The 17,106-nt window shown below is 68.7% G+C and carries 26 protein-coding genes; 25 read left to right on the top strand and 1 reads right to left on the bottom strand.

All coding sequences use genetic code 11. The features are described 5' to 3' along the window. Positions 1 to 49: 49 nt before the first annotated feature. From rplN to truA, 22 genes are all read left to right on the top strand, one after another. The gene (gene rplN / locus QI554_RS12040) at positions 50 to 418 is read left to right on the top strand and encodes a 50S ribosomal protein L14 (RefSeq protein ID WP_235054803.1); all 369 of its coding nucleotides are present in this window, start codon (positions 50 to 52) and stop codon (positions 416 to 418) included. A gap of 16 nt (positions 419 to 434) precedes the next feature. Beyond that, positions 435 to 758 carry a 50S ribosomal protein L24 gene (gene rplX, locus QI554_RS12035; protein ID WP_281469383.1) on the top strand — a complete coding sequence of 108 codons (324 nt, stop codon included), beginning with the start codon at positions 435 to 437 and terminating at the stop codon, positions 756 to 758. Continuing rightward, positions 758 to 1,327 carry a 50S ribosomal protein L5 gene (gene rplE, locus QI554_RS12030; protein WP_281469065.1) on the top strand — a complete coding sequence of 190 codons (570 nt, stop codon included), beginning with the start codon at positions 758 to 760 and terminating at the stop codon, positions 1,325 to 1,327. The genes rplX and rplE overlap by 1 nt, the downstream gene beginning before the upstream one ends. 1 nt (position 1,328) lies before the next feature. Further along, positions 1,329 to 1,514 carry a type Z 30S ribosomal protein S14 gene (locus tag QI554_RS12025; RefSeq protein WP_179814568.1) on the top strand — a complete coding sequence of 62 codons (186 nt, stop codon included), beginning with the start codon at positions 1,329 to 1,331 and terminating at the stop codon, positions 1,512 to 1,514. Positions 1,515 to 1,698: 184 nt separating this feature from the next. Further along, on the top strand, positions 1,699 to 2,097 hold the full coding sequence (rpsH, locus tag QI554_RS12020) for a 30S ribosomal protein S8 (protein WP_281469061.1): 399 nt from the start codon (positions 1,699 to 1,701) through the stop codon (positions 2,095 to 2,097). 20 nt (positions 2,098 to 2,117) lie between these two features. Then, complete coding sequence (gene rplF, locus QI554_RS12015; protein ID WP_281469058.1) at positions 2,118 to 2,654, top strand: 50S ribosomal protein L6; 537 nt, start codon at positions 2,118 to 2,120, stop codon at positions 2,652 to 2,654. 2 nt (positions 2,655 to 2,656) lie between these two features. Beyond that, on the top strand, positions 2,657 to 3,040 hold the full coding sequence (gene rplR, locus QI554_RS12010; protein WP_281469056.1) for a 50S ribosomal protein L18: 384 nt from the start codon (positions 2,657 to 2,659) through the stop codon (positions 3,038 to 3,040). 46 nt (positions 3,041 to 3,086) lie between these two features. Beyond that, a complete protein-coding gene (gene rpsE, locus QI554_RS12005; RefSeq protein WP_281469054.1) occupies positions 3,087 to 3,692 on the top strand; it encodes a 30S ribosomal protein S5 in 606 nt (201 codons plus the stop codon). After that, complete coding sequence (gene rpmD / locus QI554_RS12000) at positions 3,692 to 3,874, top strand: 50S ribosomal protein L30 (RefSeq protein ID WP_235054798.1); 183 nt, start codon at positions 3,692 to 3,694, stop codon at positions 3,872 to 3,874. The genes rpsE and rpmD overlap by 1 nt, the downstream gene beginning before the upstream one ends. 1 nt (position 3,875) lies before the next feature. Beyond that, a complete protein-coding gene (gene rplO / locus QI554_RS11995; RefSeq protein ID WP_281469052.1) occupies positions 3,876 to 4,328 on the top strand; it encodes a 50S ribosomal protein L15 in 453 nt (150 codons plus the stop codon). 214 nt (positions 4,329 to 4,542) lie between these two features. Further along, positions 4,543 to 5,865, top strand: coding sequence for a preprotein translocase subunit SecY (secY, locus tag QI554_RS11990; protein ID WP_281469050.1), 1,323 nt, complete (start codon positions 4,543 to 4,545; stop codon positions 5,863 to 5,865). Next, positions 5,866 to 6,522: an adenylate kinase gene (locus QI554_RS11985; protein ID WP_281469048.1), complete on the top strand. Its 657-nt coding sequence runs from the start codon at positions 5,866 to 5,868 to the stop codon at positions 6,520 to 6,522. Between the two features lie 174 nt (positions 6,523 to 6,696). Further along, positions 6,697 to 7,485: a type I methionyl aminopeptidase gene (gene map / locus QI554_RS11980; RefSeq protein WP_281469381.1), complete on the top strand. Its 789-nt coding sequence runs from the start codon at positions 6,697 to 6,699 to the stop codon at positions 7,483 to 7,485. An 11-nt stretch (positions 7,486 to 7,496) separates the two neighbouring features. Next, positions 7,497 to 7,835: a DUF1707 SHOCT-like domain-containing protein gene (locus QI554_RS11975; protein ID WP_281469046.1), complete on the top strand. Its 339-nt coding sequence runs from the start codon at positions 7,497 to 7,499 to the stop codon at positions 7,833 to 7,835. Between the two features lie 178 nt (positions 7,836 to 8,013). Continuing rightward, positions 8,014 to 8,235, top strand: coding sequence for a translation initiation factor IF-1 (gene infA / locus QI554_RS11970; RefSeq protein WP_018382544.1), 222 nt, complete (start codon positions 8,014 to 8,016; stop codon positions 8,233 to 8,235). A 100-nt stretch (positions 8,236 to 8,335) separates the two neighbouring features. Beyond that, entirely contained in the window at positions 8,336 to 8,449 is a 114-nt protein-coding gene (gene rpmJ / locus QI554_RS11965) for a 50S ribosomal protein L36 (RefSeq protein ID WP_009740505.1), read from the top strand. Positions 8,450 to 8,652: 203 nt separating this feature from the next. Further along, the gene (gene rpsM, locus QI554_RS11960) at positions 8,653 to 9,033 is read left to right on the top strand and encodes a 30S ribosomal protein S13 (RefSeq protein ID WP_281469021.1); all 381 of its coding nucleotides are present in this window, start codon (positions 8,653 to 8,655) and stop codon (positions 9,031 to 9,033) included. 69 nt (positions 9,034 to 9,102) lie between these two features. Then, complete coding sequence (gene rpsK, locus QI554_RS11955) at positions 9,103 to 9,504, top strand: 30S ribosomal protein S11 (protein ID WP_235054792.1); 402 nt, start codon at positions 9,103 to 9,105, stop codon at positions 9,502 to 9,504. 28 nt (positions 9,505 to 9,532) lie between these two features. Then, positions 9,533 to 10,159 (top strand): 30S ribosomal protein S4, encoded by a 627-nt coding sequence (rpsD, locus tag QI554_RS11950; RefSeq protein WP_281469017.1) that lies wholly within the window; start codon positions 9,533 to 9,535, stop codon positions 10,157 to 10,159. A gap of 125 nt (positions 10,160 to 10,284) precedes the next feature. Continuing rightward, positions 10,285 to 11,301 (top strand): DNA-directed RNA polymerase subunit alpha, encoded by a 1,017-nt coding sequence (locus tag QI554_RS11945; protein WP_281469015.1) that lies wholly within the window; start codon positions 10,285 to 10,287, stop codon positions 11,299 to 11,301. A 167-nt stretch (positions 11,302 to 11,468) separates the two neighbouring features. Beyond that, complete coding sequence (rplQ, locus tag QI554_RS11940; RefSeq protein WP_281469013.1) at positions 11,469 to 11,993, top strand: 50S ribosomal protein L17; 525 nt, start codon at positions 11,469 to 11,471, stop codon at positions 11,991 to 11,993. Between the two features lie 97 nt (positions 11,994 to 12,090). Further along, positions 12,091 to 12,960, top strand: coding sequence for a tRNA pseudouridine(38-40) synthase TruA (gene truA / locus QI554_RS11935; RefSeq protein WP_281469011.1), 870 nt, complete (start codon positions 12,091 to 12,093; stop codon positions 12,958 to 12,960). Between the two features lie 51 nt (positions 12,961 to 13,011). Here the strand turns inward: truA and QI554_RS11930 are convergent, their stop codons facing one another. Next, the gene (locus QI554_RS11930; RefSeq protein ID WP_281469009.1) at positions 13,012 to 14,202 is read right to left on the bottom strand and encodes a hypothetical protein; all 1,191 of its coding nucleotides are present in this window, start codon (positions 14,200 to 14,202) and stop codon (positions 13,012 to 13,014) included. 340 nt (positions 14,203 to 14,542) lie between these two features. Between QI554_RS11930 and rplM the strand changes: the two genes are divergently transcribed. The 3 genes from rplM to glmM all read left to right on the top strand — a co-directional run bounded on the left by rplM (position 14,543) and on the right by glmM (position 17,046). After that, positions 14,543 to 14,986 carry a 50S ribosomal protein L13 gene (rplM, locus tag QI554_RS11925; RefSeq protein WP_281469007.1) on the top strand — a complete coding sequence of 148 codons (444 nt, stop codon included), beginning with the start codon at positions 14,543 to 14,545 and terminating at the stop codon, positions 14,984 to 14,986. A 38-nt stretch (positions 14,987 to 15,024) separates the two neighbouring features. After that, positions 15,025 to 15,510: a 30S ribosomal protein S9 gene (gene rpsI, locus QI554_RS11920; RefSeq protein WP_281469005.1), complete on the top strand. Its 486-nt coding sequence runs from the start codon at positions 15,025 to 15,027 to the stop codon at positions 15,508 to 15,510. 183 nt (positions 15,511 to 15,693) lie between these two features. After that, positions 15,694 to 17,046 (top strand): phosphoglucosamine mutase, encoded by a 1,353-nt coding sequence (gene glmM / locus QI554_RS11915; RefSeq protein ID WP_281469003.1) that lies wholly within the window; start codon positions 15,694 to 15,696, stop codon positions 17,044 to 17,046. Positions 17,047 to 17,106 lie beyond the last annotated feature (60 nt).

Genomic DNA, 17,106 nt, shown 5'->3' with positions numbered 1-17,106 from the left:
GGCCCACTGAGGTGGGCCTGCACCGCGACGTGATGATCAGGAGTTAGACGTGATCCAGCAGGAGTCGCGACTGCGAGTCGCCGACAACACGGGTGCCAAGGAGATCCTTTGCATCCGTGTGCTCGGCGGGTCCGGCCGGCGCTACGCGGGCATCGGGGACGTCATTGTGGCCACCGTCAAGGACGCGATCCCTGGTGGCAACGTGAAGAAGGGCGACGTGGTCAAGGCTGTCGTCGTGCGGACTGTTAAGGAGCGTCGCCGCGTCGACGGTTCCTACATCCGTTTCGACGAGAACGCCGCCGTCATCCTCAAGAACGACGGTGAGCCCCGTGGCACCCGCATTTTCGGCCCGGTCGGCCGTGAGCTGCGCGAGAAGAAGTTCATGAAGATCATCTCGCTCGCGCCGGAGGTGCTGTAACACCATGGCGAAGAGCATGAAGATCAAGAAGGGTGACCTGGTTCAGGTCATCACCGGTAAGGACCGCGGCAAGCAGGGCAAGGTCATCGCGGCCTACCCGCAGCTCGAGCGAGTCCTCGTCGAGGGTGTCAACCGGATCAAGAAGCACACCAAGGTCGGCCAGTCCGCCAAGGGTGCCAAGACCGGCGGCATCATCACGCAGGAAGCCCCGATTCACGTCAGCAACGTTCAGCTGGTCGTGGAGAAGGACGGCAAGAAGGTCCCCACGCGCGTCGGCTACCGATTCGACGACGAGGGCAACAAGATCCGGATCGCCAAGCGGACCGGTGAGGACATCTGATGACTGTCACCACTGAGGCAAAGGCGCTTCCGCGTCTGAAGCAGCGCTACCGGGACGAGATCGCGGGCAAGATGCGTGAGGAGTTCTCGTACGAGAACGTCATGCAGATCCCCGGCGTCGTCAAGGTCGTCGTGAACATGGGTGTGGGCGACGCCGCCCGCGACTCCAAGCTCATCGACGGTGCGATCAAGGACCTGATGGCCATCACCGGCCAGAAGCCGCAGGTCACGAAGGCCCGCAAGTCCATCGCGCAGTTCAAGCTGCGTGAGGGTCAGCCGATCGGCGCGCACGTCACGCTGCGCGGCGACCGCATGTGGGAGTTCCTGGACCGCCTGGTGTCGATCGCGCTTCCGCGTATCCGCGACTTCCGCGGGCTCTCGCCGAAGCAGTTCGACGGCAACGGCAACTACACCTTCGGTCTCACCGAGCAGTCGATGTTCCACGAGATCGACCAGGACAAGATCGACCGGGTTCGCGGCATGGACATCACTGTGGTGACCACGGCCACGAACAACGACGAGGGCCGCGCGCTGCTGCGTCTCCTCGGATTCCCGTTCAAGGAGAACTGACGTGGCGAAGAAGGCCCTGATTGCCAAGGCCGCTCGCAAGCCGAAGTTCGCGGTGCGCGGTTACACGCGCTGCCAGCGGTGCGGTCGCCCGCACTCGGTGTACCGCAAGTTCGGTCTGTGCCGTGTGTGCCTTCGCGTGATGGCGCACGCCGGCGAGCTGCCCGGCGTCACCAAGAGCAGCTGGTAAGCACCTCCCCTCACCGGGAGGTCGCGAGACCGGCACACCATCCCGCTCCCAGCGGGGTGGCCGTATCAAACGCTGTAGGTCCCGTACCGCAGTCGTCCTGTGAGCCGCCCCTCCGTTCCGGAGGGGCGGCCCCGGGAGAGATCGCATTTCGGGAAACCGCGGCGAGAAAGGCCCTGAGGCCGTCATGACCATGACCGACCCCATCGCAGACATGCTCACGCGTCTGCGGAATGCCAACTCGGCATACCACGACGACGTCGTGATGCCGTACAGCAAGATCAAGTCGCACATCGCGGAGATCCTCCAGCAGGAGGGTTACATCCAGGGCTGGCGCGTCGAGGACGCCGAGGTCGGCAAGAGCCTCGTCATCGACCTGAAGTACGGCCCGAACCGCGAGCGCTCGGTCGCCGGCATCCGCCGCGTTTCGAAGCCCGGTCTGCGGGTGTACGCGAAGTCCACGAACCTGCCGAAGGTGCTGGGAGGGCTCGGCGTCGCGATCATCTCGACGTCGCAGGGTCTCCTGACCGACCGTCAGGCCGCCAAGAAGGGCGTGGGCGGGGAAGTCCTCGCCTTCGTCTGGTAACCGGGAAAGGAGGATAGGCAATGTCGCGTATTGGACGGCTGCCCATCCCGGTTCCCACCGGTGTGGACGTCACCATCAATGGCCGCGAGGTCGTCGTGAAGGGCCCCAAGGGCACCCTGTCGCACAATCTCGCCGCTCCGATCGAGATCGCTCTCGAGGACGGCACCCTCGCGGTGTCCCGTCCCAACGACGAGCGCCTCTCGAAGGCCCTGCACGGGCTGTCCCGGACCCTGGTGGCGAACATGATCACCGGTGTGACCCAGGGATACGTGAAGAAGCTCGAGATCAGCGGTGTCGGCTACCGTGTCGCGGCGAAGGGCTCCTCGCTGGAGTTCGCGCTCGGCTACAGCCACCCGATCGTCGTGGACGCCCCCGAGGGCATCTCCTTCGTCGTCGAGAGCCCGACCAAGTTCTCGGTCGAGGGCATCGACAAGCAGAAGGTCGGCGAGGTCGCCGCGAACATCCGCAAGCTTCGCAAGCCCGACCCGTACAAGGCCAAGGGCGTGAAGTACGCGGGTGAGGTCATCCGCCGCAAGGTCGGAAAGGCTGGTAAGTAGGCATGGCCGTCGGTGTGAAGGCCGGCAAGGGCGTGGCCAAGAAGGCCACCTCCCGGAAGCGTCGGCACATCCGGGTCCGGAAGCGTGTTTCCGGTACCCCCCAGCGGCCTCGTCTGGTCGTGACCCGCTCCACGCGTCACATCGTGGCGCAGGTCATCGACGACCTGGCCGGTGTCACCCTGGCGTCCGCCTCGACGATGGACACGTCCATCCGTGGCGGCGAGGGCGACAAGACCGCACAGGCGCGCAAGGTCGGCGAGCTCGTCGCTGAGCGGGCCAAGGCTGCGGGCGTCGAGACCGTGGTGTTCGACCGTGGTGGCAACAAGTACCACGGCCGTATCGCCGCGCTCGCCGATGCCGCGCGCGAGAACGGGCTGGCTTTCTGAGCCCGCTGGTCCGGACAGGCTTCGTACGACAGATGAGGATTTTCTGATGGCTGGACCCCAGCGCCGCGGTGGCGGCGCCGGCGGCGGCGAGCGTCGGGACCGGCGGGATCGGCGCGATGGCGGCGCCGCCGTCGAGAAGACCGCCTACGTCGAGCGCGTCGTCGCGATCAACCGTGTGGCCAAGGTAGTCAAGGGTGGCCGCCGCTTCAGCTTCACCGCGCTCGTCGTGGTGGGCGACGGTGACGGCACCGTGGGTGTCGGTTACGGCAAGGCCAAGGAGGTGCCGGCCGCCATCGCCAAGGGTGTGGAGGAGGCCAAGAAGCACTTCTTCAAGGTCCCCCGTATCCAGGGCACCATCCCGCACCCGATCCAGGGTGAGGCTGCGGCCGGTGTCGTGCTGCTCAAGCCGGCTTCGCCGGGTACCGGTGTCATCGCCGGTGGCCCCGTGCGCGCCGTGCTCGAGTGCGCCGGCATCCACGACGTGCTGAGCAAGTCGCTCGGCTCGGACAACGCGATCAACATCGTTCACGCGACGGTGGCGGCCCTCAAGGGTCTCCAGCGTCCCGAGGAGATCGCGGCTCGCCGCGGGCTTCCGCTGGAGGACGTGGCCCCGGCCGCCCTGCTGCGTGCCCGCGCGGGAGTGGGTGCGTGATGGCGCGTCTCAAGGTCACGCAGACCCGGTCGAAGATCGGGAGCAAGCAGAACCAGCGCGACACTCTCCGTTCGCTCGGCCTCAAGCGCGTCCACGACGTGGTCGTCAAGGAGGACCGCCCGGAGATCCGCGGCATGATTTTCACGGTGTCGCACCTCGTCACCGTTGAGGAGGTGGACTGACATGGGTGCTGAGAACCCGCTGAAGGTGCACCACCTGCGGCCCGCCCCCGGCGCCAAGACCGCCAAGACCCGCGTGGGTCGTGGTGAGGGCTCCAAGGGCAAGACCGCCGGTCGCGGCACCAAGGGCACCAAGGCCCGCTACCAGGTTCCGGCCCGCTTCGAGGGTGGGCAGATGCCCCTCCACATGCGGCTGCCGAAGCTCAAGGGCTTCAAGAACCCGTTCCGCACCGAGTACCAGGTCGTGAACCTGGACAAGATCAGTGCCCTGTTCCCCGAGGGTGGCGACGTGACCGTCGACGACCTCGTGGCCAAGGGCGCGGTCCGCAAGGGCCAGCTGGTCAAGGTGCTCGGTACGGGCGAGATCACCGTCGCGGTCCGCGTGAAGGCCAACGCCTTCTCCGGCTCCGCGAAGGAGAAGATCGCGGCGGCCGGCGGCTCGACCGACGAGGTCTGAGAGCCAACGGCTTCTTTGCAGGGGCGCCACGCCGGTAAGGTGGTGGCGCCCCTGCGTCGTCTCCGGCCGTGGGCGCGCAAATCCCACAGTCCGTGCGACACTTCCGCGGCCTGACGCTGTTATTGTCCGTGAGGTTCCATAGGGAACCCGCCCGTACACCACGGGACCGATCATCAAACGACTCGCCCCAGACGGGTGAGGCGCAGGAGGCAGTGTGCTCACCGCGTTCGCCCGGGCGTTCCGCACGCCCGACCTGCGGAAGAAGCTCCTCTTCACGTTGGGGATCATCGTCCTGTTCCGGATCGGGTCGCACATCCCGGTCCCAGGCGTCTCCTTCCAGATGGTCCGCAAGTGCGTCGACGCGGCGGACCAGGGCGGCCTCTTCGGCCTGGTGAACATGTTCAGCGGCGGCGCGCTGCTGCAACTCACGATCTTCGCGCTGGGGATCATGCCGTACATCACGGCGAGCATCATCCTCCAGCTGCTCACCGTGGTGATCCCGCGGCTCGAGGCCCTCAAGAAGGAGGGCCAGGCCGGCACGGCCAAGATCACCCAGTACACCCGGTACCTGACGATCGCCCTGGCGATCCTCCAGTCGACCGCGCTGGTCGCGACCGCCCGCAGCGGCGCGCTGTTTAGCAGCGCCGGCGGCGGTGAGTGCGTACCGTCCCAGATCGTCCCGGACCAGAGCCTGTTCCGCATCGTCGTGATGGTGTGCGTGATGACGGCCGGCACCTCGACGATCATGTGGCTCGGCGAGCTGGTCACCGACCGCGGCATCGGCAACGGCATGTCCGTCCTGATGTTCGTGTCGGTCGCGGCCGGCTTCCCCTCCGCCCTCTGGAACATCAAGCAGACCGGCACCCTCGGCGGCGGCTGGGTGGCGTTCTTCACCGTCATCGCGGTGGGTCTGCTCATGGTCGGCCTGGTGGTGTTCGTCGAGCAGGCGCAGCGCCGCATCCCGGTTCAGTACGCCAAGCGGATGATCGGGCGGCGCGCGTACGGCGGAACCTCGACCTACATCCCGCTGAAGGTCAACCAGGCGGGCATCATCCCCGTGATCTTCGCCTCTTCGCTGCTCTACATCCCGGCCCTGATCGCTCAGTTCAGCGGCAGCAAGTCGGGGTGGGCGCTGTGGATCAGGAACAACTTCGTCAAGGGTGACCACCCGATTTACATGGTCACGTACTTCCTGCTGATCGTGTTCTTCGCCTTCTTCTACGTGGCGATCACGTTCAACCCCGAGGAAGTTGCGGACAACATGAAGAAGTATGGTGGGTTCATCCCGGGCATCCGCGCCGGCAGACCGACTGCGGAGTACCTGAACTACATCCTTACCCGGATCACGTGGCCCGGATCGCTCTACCTGGGCATGATCGCGCTCGTACCCATGATCGCGCTCGTGCTCTTCGACTCCACCAACAGCTTCCCGTTCGGTGGTACGAGCATCCTGATCATTGTGGGAGTGGGTCTGGAAACTGTGAAGCAGATCGAGAGCCAGCTCCAGCAGCGCAACTACGAAGGCTTCCTCCGCTAAATGCGTATCGTTCTTGTGGGCCCCCCGGGCGCGGGCAAGGGAACCCAGGCCCAGTTCATCGCCGCCAACCTGTCGATCCCCGCGATCTCGACGGGCGACCTCTTCCGGAGCAACGTCGGCCAGGGCACTCCCCTCGGCCTCGAAGCCAAGAAGTACATGGACGCGGGCAACCTCGTCCCCGACGAAGTGACCATAGGCATGGTCCGGGACCGGCTCGGTCAGCCGGACACCGCGGACGGCTTCCTGCTGGACGGCTTCCCGCGCAACACGGCGCAGGCGAAGGTGCTCGACGAGATACTGGCCGAGCACGGTACGCAGCTTGACGCGGTCCTCGAGCTCGAGGTGCCGTCCAAGGAGATCATCCAGCGGCTGTCCGGGCGCCGGCAGTGCCGTGCGCACGGGCACGTGTGCCACATCGTGTTCGACCCGCCGGCCGTCGACGGTATCTGCGACGAGTGCGGCAGCGAGCTCTACCAGCGCGACGACGACCGCGAGGAGACGGTGAAGCACCGTCTGGACGTCTACAAGGAGCAGACCGAGCCGTTGATCGGCTACTACTCCGAGCAGGGGATCCTCGTGGTCATCGAAGCCACCGGTCGGGTGAGTGACGTGACCGAGCGCGCGATGACCGCGCTCAAGCCGTACAAGCAGGACTGAGCACACGCGGGACCGAGCGGCCGTCCGCGGCCGCGGGGCGTGGGCGATCCGGGAATCCGGGTCGCCCATGTTCGCGTTTCGGAGCGGGTAGAGGACCTCGGCACATTCCGGCCCGGCGGCATCGCCGGCGGCACGAGAGCGCCCTAGGCGGCGCGGAAGGACAGCGGCCCAGTGATCAAGAGGCGGCGTTCCAAGATCGAGCGGAAGACCCCGCAGCAGATCGAGAAGATGCGGCTGGCGGGCGCGGTGGTGGCGGAGACGCTGCAGAAGCTGCGGGCGGCCGCGGTGCCGGGCATCACGACGCGTGAGCTGGACGCGCTCGCCGAGGCCTCGATCCGCGGGGCCGGGGCGATCCCGTCGTTCAAGGGCTACCACGGCTTCCCGGCGTCGATCTGCGCGTCCGTGAACGACGTGGTGGTGCACGGCATCCCGGACGACGCGCCGCTGCGCGAGGGCGACCTCATCTCGATCGACTGCGGCGCGATCCTCGACGGCTGGCACGGCGACTCGGCGATCACCGTCGCGGTCGGCACGGTCGAGGACGAGCTGGCGGAGCTCAGCCGGGTGTGCGAGGAGTCGATGTGGGCGGGCATCGCCGCGGCGAAGCCCGGCGGCCGGCTCACCGACATCAGCCACGCGGTGGAGAAGGCGATCCGCGCGAACACGCCGCTCGGCGGCGGCCAGTACGGCATCGTCGAGGACTACGGCGGCCACGGCATCGGCACCGAGATGCACCAGGACCCGCACATCCTCAACTACGGCCGTCCGGGCCAGGGTCCCGAGCTGCTGCCGGGCGTGTGCCTGGCGATCGAGCCGATGGTGACGCTGGGCAAGCCGGCGACGTTCACCATGCCGGACGAGTGGACGGTCAAGACCAGCGCGGGCGGTTACGCGTCGCACTGGGAGCACTCCATCGCGGTGACGGAGGACGGCCCGGTCGTCCTGACCAGCCTGCCGAAGTAGCCTTCGGTGCCATGGGTGCTGACGGGGCGGTGGGGGACGCGGACCGCGAGCGGGTGACGGCGGTCCTGCGCGAGCACATGGCGGCCGGCCGGCTGTCGTTGACGGACTACCAGGCGCGGTTGCGCCGGGTCCGGGCGGCGACGACCGCCGGGGAGCTGGACGCGGTGCTGCACGGCCTGCCGACGCGGCGCGACACATCGCACGACAGCGAGCAGCCGCGGCCCGCGGGAGGCGGGCTCCCCGTGGACGGCACGTCCTCCGACGGCGGCGCGGCCCCGGCCAGGCGAGGCGGCTGCGCGGGAATGCTGCTCCTGCTCGTCGCGTTGTGCGTCACGCTGCTTTTGGTCTAGGGTCCCGGGCCCGGTTTCCCATCACACGGGTGCGTGCCTTAGACTGACTCGTCGGCTTATCTGTAGCCGCTTTTTGGCACGCCTCAGGCAGACGCTCACCGAGTGGGTGGTCCGAGGGTGTCCGCGGAGCAGTCAGAGCCGACGGTAGATGATCCCGAGTAGATGAAGCGCGGAGGACATGCCCAAGAAGCAAGGGGCCATTGAGATCGAGGGCACCGTCATCGAGTCTCTGCCCAACGCAATGTTTCGCGTAGAACTGCAGAACGGGCACAAGGTCCTCGCGCACATCAGCGGGAAGATGCGGATGCACTACATCCGGATCCTCCCGGACGACCGGGTTGTCGTCGAGCTGAGCCCGTACGACCTGACCCGTGGCCGCATCGTCTACCGCTACAAGTAGGCGAGCCGACGCGCCCTGCTGGGTGCGGGAGCGAGCCCGACAACCGCCTCGGCGATGAGGGTGCCTGACGGCGCCCTCGTCAGCACGTACCGGAGAATCCATGAAGGTCAAGCCGAGCGTCAAGAAGATCTGTGACAAGTGCAAGGTGATCCGCCGTCACGGCCGGGTCATGGTGATCTGCGAGAACCTGCGTCACAAGCAGCGCCAGGGCTGACCTCCGGGTCCCCGAGCAGAGCACCGCGCACGCGGCACGAGATCGTCGCGCGACGCACCACGTAAGAGACGCAGCACCCGACCCCCGCAGTTACCAGGCGCGGGACGCCACCCCCGGCAGGAGGCCGGGGACCGAAGGACCGTTGCTATCGGCCTTCCGGACCGGTGTTGCGCAAGACCTCCGACAACTACAGGAGCCTGTACATGGCACGCCTCGTCGGCGTAGACCTGCCCCGCGAAAAGCGGGTCGAGGTCGCACTCACCTACATCTTCGGCGTCGGTCGCACCCGCGCGCTGGAGACCCTGAGCAACACCGGCGTCAACCCGGACACGCGCGTGCGCGACCTGACCGAGGACGACCTCGTCAAGCTGCGCGACTGGATCGACGCGAACTACCGCGTCGAGGGTGACCTCCGCCGTGAGGTCCAGGCCGACATCCGCCGCAAGGTCGAGATCGGCTGCTACGAGGGCCTGCGTCACCGCCGCGGCCTCCCGGTCCGCGGTCAGCGCACCCACACCAACGCGCGTACCCGCAAGGGCCCGCGTCGCGCCATCGCCGGCAAGAAGAAGCCGGGCAAGAAGTAGTCCGCTTAGGCCGGATCATGACGGCCCGCATTACGTCAGCGGACCGACGACCTCAGGAGTTTCCAGCAGATGCCTCCCAAGAGCCGCACCGGCGCCAAGAAGGTGCGCCGCAAGGAAAAGAAGAACGTCGCTCACGGGCACGCCCACATCAAGAGCACGTTCAACAACACGATCGTGTCGATCACGGACCCCAACGGCAACGTGATCTCGTGGGCCTCCGCGGGCCACGTGGGCTTCAAGGGCTCGCGCAAGTCGACCCCGTTCGCCGCGCAGATGGCCGCCGAGTCGGCCGCCCGTCGTGCCCAGGAGCACGGCATGCGCAAGGTCGATGTCTTCGTCAAGGGCCCGGGTTCCGGTCGTGAGACCGCCATCCGCTCGCTCCAGGCCACCGGCCTCGAGGTGGGTTCCATCCAGGACGTCACCCCCGTGCCGCACAACGGCTGCCGCCCGCCCAAGCGCCGCCGCGTCTGACCTGTAGCTGAGTAGGAGTACTAGAACCATGGCGCGTTACACCGGCGCTGACTGCAAGCGCTGCCGTCGCGAGAAGATGAAGCTGTTCCTCAAGGGCAGCAAGTGTGAGGGCCCGAAGTGCCCGATCGAGATCCGTCCGTACCCGCCGGGTGAGCACGGCCGCGGCCGCACCAAGGACAGCGAGTACCTGCTGCAGATGCGCGAGAAGCAGAAGTGCGCGCGCATCTACGGCGTCCTCGAGAAGCAGTTCCGCGGCTACTACGAGGAGGCGAACCGCAAGCAGGGCAAGACCGGCGAGAACCTGCTTCGCATCCTCGAGTCCCGTCTGGACAACGTGGTCTACCGCGCGGGCTTCGCCAAGTCGCGTGACCACGCCCGTCAGCTGGTCCGCCACGGCCACATCCTGGTCAACGGCACCAAGACGGACATCCCGTCGGCTCGCGTCAGCGAGAACGACATCGTCGAGGTCCGCAAGGACTCGCTCGAGCTGACCCCGTTCGTGGTCGCCCGTGCCGAGGCCGGCGAGCGTCCTGTTCCGGCGTGGCTTGAGGTCATCCCGAGCAAGATGCGCATCCTCGTGCACTCCCTGCCCGCGCGTCAGGTCATCGACACGCAGGTCCAGGAGCAGCTCATCGTCGAGCTCTACTCCAAGTAGTAGGCCGACATCCCGGCGCAAGCCGGGAAAAAGGGCTCGGGCGGAACGGTTTCGACCGTTCCGCCCGTACCCTTGCCATAGCCGTCGGTGTCATATAGCGGGCACCGAAGACATGGAGGAAAACCATGCTTATCGCGCAGCGTCCCACGCTGACCGAGGACGTCGTCGACGAGTTCCGGTCCCGGTTCGTCATCGAGCCGCTGGAGCCCGGCTTCGGCTACACCCTCGGCAACTCGCTCCGTCGCACGCTTCTCTCGTCGATCCCGGGTGCCGCTGTCACCAGCATCCGCATCGACGGCGTCCTGCACGAGTTCACCACCGTGCCGGGCGTCAAGGAGGACGTCACCGACCTCATCCTCAACATCAAGCAGCTGGTCGTCTCCTCGGAGCACGACGAGCCGGTCGTGATGTACCTGCGCAAGCAGGGCCCGGGTGTGGTCACCGCCGGCGACATCGCGCCGCCCGCCGGTGTCGAGGTGCACAACCCCGACCTGGTCCTCGCGACGCTGAACGCCAAGGGCAAGCTGGAGATGGAGCTGACCGTCGAGCGCGGTCGCGGCTACGTCTCCGCGGTGCAGAACAAGCAGGCGGGGCAGGAGATCGGCCGGATCCCGGTCGACTCGATCTACTCGCCCGTCATGAAGGTCACGTACAAGGTCGAGGCGACCCGTGTCGAGCAGCGCACGGACTTCGACAAGCTGATCGTGGACGTCGAGACCAAGCCGTCGATGCGTCCGCGTGACGCGATGGCGTCGGCCGGCAAGACCCTGGTCGAGCTGTTCGGCCTGGCCCGCGAGCTCAACGTCGACGCCGAGGGCATCGACATGGGCCCGTCGCCGACGGACGCCGCCCTGGCGGCCGACCTGGCGCTGCCGATCGAGGAGCTCGAGCTCACCGTCCGCTCGTACAACTGCCTCAAGCGCGAGGGCATCCACACCGTGGGTGAGCTCGTGGCGCGCAGCGAGGCGGACCTGCTGGACATCCGCAACTTCGGTGCGAAGTCCATCGACGAGGTCAAGGCGAAGCTGGCCGGCATGGGCCTGGCGCTCAAGGACAGCCCGCCCGGATTCGACCCGACCGCCGCGGCCGACAGCTTCGGCGACGAGGACGACCACGGTTTCGCGGAGACCGAGCAGTACTGAGCCCCCGCTTAGGGACTCACAAGAACGTCGTGTCGGCGGGCCCTCGGGCCCGCCGGTGCGGACCGCCCCCTGCGCACCCGCCGGGGGCTCGCGCCCGGGCCGTCCGGCCCGGGCGGACTGACACCGGTACCTGATACGGCCGGTGCAGGGATACCAAGGAGAAAGCAATGCCCCGTCCCGCAAAGGGAGCCCGTCTCGGCGGCGGTCCGGCCCACGAGCGTCTGCTCCTCTCGGGCCTGGCGACCGCGCTGTTCGAGCACGGCCGCATCACCACGACCGAGGCGAAGGCGCGCCGCCTGCGTCCGGTCGCGGAGAAGCTGATCACGAAGGCGAAGCGCGGCGACCTGCACGCGCGTCGTCAGGTGCTCACGGTCGTCCGCGACAAGAGCGTCGTGCACACGCTGTTCGAGGAGATCGGCCCGCGTTACGCGAACCGTCCCGGCGGCTACACCCGCATCACCAAGATCGGGAACCGCAAGGGCGACAACGCGCCGATGGCCGTCATCGAGCTGGTCGAGGCGCTGACCGTGGCGCAGACCGCGGTGGGCGAGGCCGAGGCCGCGACCAAGCGCTCCGTCAAGGAGCAGGAGGCCAAGAAGGCCGAGGAGACCAAGGTCGAGGAGACCGAGGCCCCCGCCGCCGAGGCCGCTGAGGAGGCCCCCGAGGCCGCCGAGACGGAGAAGGACGCCTGAGCGTCTCTCTGACAGCATGCGGGCCCGTTCCCACCCTTCGGGGCGGGGGCGGGCCCGTGGCGTTGTCGGGGGTGCGGTGGGCGGCGATGTGATGGGGATGACGACGAACGTGACCACGGATCCGGTGCGGCTGCGCCTCGATCTGGCCTACGACGGGGCCGAGTTCTCGGGCTGGGCGCGCCAGCCGGGGCTGCGGACCGTGCAGGGCGTCCTGGAACAGGCGCTCACGACGGTCCTGAGGCTGCCCGAGCCGGCGCAGCTGACGGTGGCGGGGCGGACGGACGCGGGCGTGCACGCGCGCGGCCAGGTGGCGCATGTGGACATCCCCGCGGACACGTGGACGATGGACGGCCACCAGCTGGTGCGGCGGCTGTCGGGGACGCTGCCGCGCGATGTGCGGGTCCGCGCGGTGTCGGTGGCCCCGGAGGGCTTCGACGCGCGCTTCGCGGCCGAGTGGCGGCGTTACGCGTACCGCGTCAGCGACGCTCCCGGCGGTGTCGACCCGCTGCGGCGCGCGCACGTGGTCTGGTACGACCAGCCGCTGGACGTGGCGCGCATGAACGAGGCGGCCGGCCTGCTGCTCGGCGACCACGACTTCGCGGCGTACTGCAAGCGGCGCGAGGGCGCGAGCACGGTGCGCTGCCTGAAGGAGTTCCACTGGGTGCGTGAGACGCCCGGTGAGGCGGACGCGGGCCCCGGCTACCTGCCGCTGCTGGTGGCGTCGGTGCGGGCGGACGCGTTCTGCCACAACATGGTGCGCTCGCTGGTCGGCGCGATGCTGGCGGTCGGTTCGGGGCGCCGTGAGGTGCGCTGGCCTGCGGAGATACTGGCGCGCGGGGTGCGCGACTCGTCTGTGCACGTGGCGCCGGCGCACGGGCTGGTGCTCGAAGAGGTCGCCTATCCGTCGGACGAGCGGCTCGCCGAGCGGGCGGCCAAGGCCAAGCGGCACCGGCTCGACGTGGTGTGAGCCGGGCCGCGCGGGTGTACGGCTGGCCGGTAGGCGTCTAGCGGGTGCCGGTCAGGGCGTGCCCTGCAGCTGCTTCTCGGCGTCCGCCTTGGCCTTGTCGTAGATGGCCTGCGAGGTCTTCTCGCCGCGCGCGGTGAGCAGGCCGCGCACGTACGCGTCGATGTCCTGGGCGATCTGGTCGACCTTGGGGTCGGGCGGGGTGAGCTTGTTCTCCGTGCCCGGGTAGCCGGCGACCACGAAGATCCCGTACCGGCCATAGGAGTTCGTGGTGCGCAGGCACAGCACGCCGGGCTTGCCGGGGGTCGGTTCCGGACACAGCACCTTGACGGCGCCGCCGGGCAGGCCGCTCACCGCCGCGGTGTTGTTGTCGCCGTCCTTGGCGGCGCCCTTGGCGTCGTCGACGGCGCCGAAGGAGCCGAGGGCGACGGTCGCCGCGGTGCCGTTGGGGCCGGTCACTGTGGCGCGGAGCACCTGGACGCAGCTGTGCGCGCGCAGGACCTTGCCCAGGTCGGTGTTGGCGGCGTCGGGGCAGCTGTTGTCGAGCTTGGTGCCGACGACGGAGTAGCTGCGGCCGTCCGTCGTGAACTGCGTCGCGCCGAACAGCGCCTCGGGCGTGAACGGGTCGGTGTCCAGGGCAGGGTCGGCGAGCACCTTCGCGGAGCCCGGTGCCGGCGGGACGCTCGGGGCCGGCTTGAACGTGGGCTTGGGGGCCGACGGGAGCGCGGCGGACGGCGAGGGCGCCGCGGACTGCTTGGCGGCCGGCTTCTTGTCGTCGCCGGACATGGCGATGGACGCGGCGACCAGGCCGCCCACGAGGCCGAGGCCGACGACGATCGACGTCGTCCACACGACCGTCTTGCGGCGGCGGCCGCGGCGGCCCTCCCGGTCGGCGAGCGCGCTCCAGTCCGGTTCGCCGTTGTCCGGCGCGGACGCGGGCCCGGGGTAACTCTGCGTGGGCTGCGCGAACGGGGCGTACGGCTGCTGTTGCTGCTGCGCGTACTGGCCTTGCTGCGGGTACTGGGCCTGCTGGTACTGGCCGCCCTGCGGCTGCTGTTGGCCGCCGTACGGCGCGGACTGCGTTGCCGCGTAAGGGTCTTGGCCCGAGCCCGAGTAGTTGGGCTGGCCCGGCCGCACGGTCCACGGCGACTGCGTGGGCTCGTCGGGGCCGCCCGGAGCGCCGTGTTGCCCGGGGCCGCCGGGCTGTCCGTACGCGCCGCCGTACCCGTTGTTGTCACCACTCACGGCAGCCTCCCCAAGGTCTGCGCCCCCACTCTTCGCGCGCAGCATACTGGCGTGGTCGGTTTCGCTCGCCAGGGCGGATACGATAGGGCAGAAGGGGAGGGGGCTCGGGGAGCACAGCCCCCCGATGCTCGTTTTGACCGGCACCCCGAAAACCCGGTATTCTGCCGGTTCGTTGTGCGTATTGGCTTGCTTGAGTGAAGTCGGTACGCCGGGCGCCGCAAGAGGGGCCCCTGGCAGCACCTCGCACTGTGTGATTCCAGCACCGCGCGGAAGTTGCCGGGCCAAGCCCTAAGCGCCATCCCGTCAGCACACACTCACGAAGAAGCGAAGGCTATCGACCGTGCGCACGTACAGCCCTAAGCCCGGCGACGTCCAGCGTCAGTGGCACGTCATCGACGCGACCGATGTCGTGCTCGGCCGTCTGTCCACCCAGGCCGCTGCCCTGCTCCGGGGCAAGCACAAGCCGGTGTACGCGCCGCACGTCGACACCGGTGACTTCGTCATCATCATCAACGCGGACAAGGTGCACCTGTCCGGCAACAAGCGGACCCAGAAGATGGCGTACCGCCACTCGGGTCACCCGGGCGGTCTCCGCGCGGTCCGCTACGACGACCTGCTCTCCAAGAACCCGGAGAAGGCCGTCGAGAAGGCCGTCAAGGGCATGCTCCCCAAGAACACCCTGGGCCGGCAGATGCTGTCGAAGCTCAAGGTGTACGCGGGTCCGGAGCACCCGCACGCGGCGCAGCAGCCCGTGCCGTTCGAGATCACCCAGGTCGCGCAGTAGTCACGGCCACATCGCCTGACGAGCAAATAAGGAGAATCGTGGCCGAGACCATCGCCGAGGCCCCCATCGAGGAGACCGAAGAGGTCGCCCTCGAGAGCTACACGTCGGAGTCCCTGGCCGGTCGCTTCAGCGACCCGCAGCCGGGTGCCGCCACCGGCCGCCGCAAGGAGGCCATCGCCCGTGTCCGGATCGTTCCGGGCACCGGCAAGTGGAAGATCAACGGGCGTACGCTCGAGAACTACTTCCCGAACAAGGTTCACCAGCAGCTCGTCAACGAGCCGTTCAAGATCCTTGAGCTGGACGAGAAGTACGACGTCATCGCCCGCATCTCCGGCGGCGGCGTGTCCGGCCAGGCCGGTGCGCTGCGCCTGGGCGTCGCCCGTGCGCTGAACGAGGCGGACGTCGAGCTGAACCGCCCGGCGCTGAAGAAGGCCGGCTTCCTGACCCGTGACGCGCGCGCCACCGAGCGCAAGAAGCCGGGTCTGAAGAAGGCCCGTAAGGCTCCGCAGTACAGCAAGCGCTAAATCCCGGCGCGCTGCCTGCATTTTGCATCGGACCCCGGGGCACAGTCTGTGCCCCGGGGTCCGATGCTTTTCCTGATGCTTCGCGCGTCCGCGACGCACGCCCCGCCTGCCGGTGCGTGCCCTGACGCGTGGCTGGTTGAAGTTCGCCATGTTCTCGATGCTTTCCACGTGGGAGGTCCGAAGGTGGGACGACTCTTCGGTACGGACGGGGTACGCGGTCTGGCCAACGGCCGGCTGACGGCCGAGCTGGCCCTGGATCTCGCGGTGTCCGCGGCCCGGGTCCTCGGGTCGCAGGGGCGTACCGCGGGACACGGCCGCCGGCCGTTCGCGGTGGTCGGGCGCGACCCCAGGGCGTCGGGCGAGTTCCTGGAGGCCGCGGTGGTCGCGGGTCTCGCGGGCGCCGGGGTCGACGTGTACCGGGCGGGAGTCCTGCCGACGCCGGCGGTCGCGTACCTGACCGGCATGCTGGGCGCCGACCTGGGCGTGATGCTGTCCGCGAGCCACAACGCGATGCCGGACAACGGCATCAAGTTCTTCGCGCGCGGCGGGCACAAGCTGCCCGACGAGGTCGAGGACCGGATCGAGGCGCTGCTCGGTACCGAGTGGGAGCGGCCGACGGGCGTGGCGGTGGGCCGGGTGCAGGACCACCCCGAGGGCCACGCGCGGTACGTCGACCACCTGCTGTCGGCGCTGCCGCACCGCCTGGACGGCCTGAAGATCGTGCTCGACTGCGCAAACGGCGCGTCGTCGCGGGTCGCGCCGGACGCGCTGCGCCAGGCCGGTGCCGAGGTCATCACGATCCACTGCGAGCCGGACGGCCTCAACATCAACGAGGGCTGCGGCTCGACGCACCTGGACGACCTGAAGGCGGCCGTCGTCGAGCACGGCGCGGACGCGGGTATCGCGCACGACGGCGACGCGGACCGCTGCCTGGCGGTGGACGCGCTGGGCAACGAGGTCGACGGCGACCAGATCCTCGCGGTGCTGGCCCTGGCCATGCGTGACGCGGGCCGGCTGGTCGAGGACACCCTGGTGGCGACGGTCATGTCGAACCTGGGCCTGAAGCTGGCGATGCAGGCGGCCGGCGTGAAGATCGTGGAGACCGCGGTCGGCGACCGGTACGTGCTGGAGGCCATGCAGGCGAGCGGGTTCTCGCTGGGCGGCGAGCAGTCCGGGCACGTGGTCATGCTCGACCACGCGACGACCGGCGACGGCACGCTGACGGCGCTGCTGCTGCTGTCGCGGGTGGCGCAGACCGGGCGGCCGCTGCACGAGCTGGCCGGTGTGATGACGCGGCTGCCGCAGGTGCTGGTGAACGTGGCCGGTGTGGACCGTACGCGGGTGCAGGCGTCGGAGGGTCTGGCGGCGGCGGTGGCCGAGGCCGAGGCGCGGCTGGGCGGCGGCGGCCGGGTGCTGCTGCGTCCGTCCGGGACCGAGCCGCTGGTGCGGGTCATGGTCGAGGCGCAGACGCACGAGCAGGCGGTGCACGAAGCCGGAGTGCTGGCCGAGGTCGTGCGCATCGAGCTGGCGGTCTGAGCCGACGCCCGAGAAGCGGAGGGCCCCGTACCGCGTGCACGCGGTACGGGGCCTTTGCGT

The sequence above is a fragment of the Yinghuangia seranimata genome, from assembly GCF_029953285.1.
Classification (GTDB): Bacteria; Actinomycetota; Actinomycetes; order Streptomycetales; family Streptomycetaceae; genus Yinghuangia; species Yinghuangia seranimata.
The sequence above is the reverse complement of the archived record's forward strand: the minus strand, read 5'-3'. Positions and strand labels throughout refer to the sequence as shown.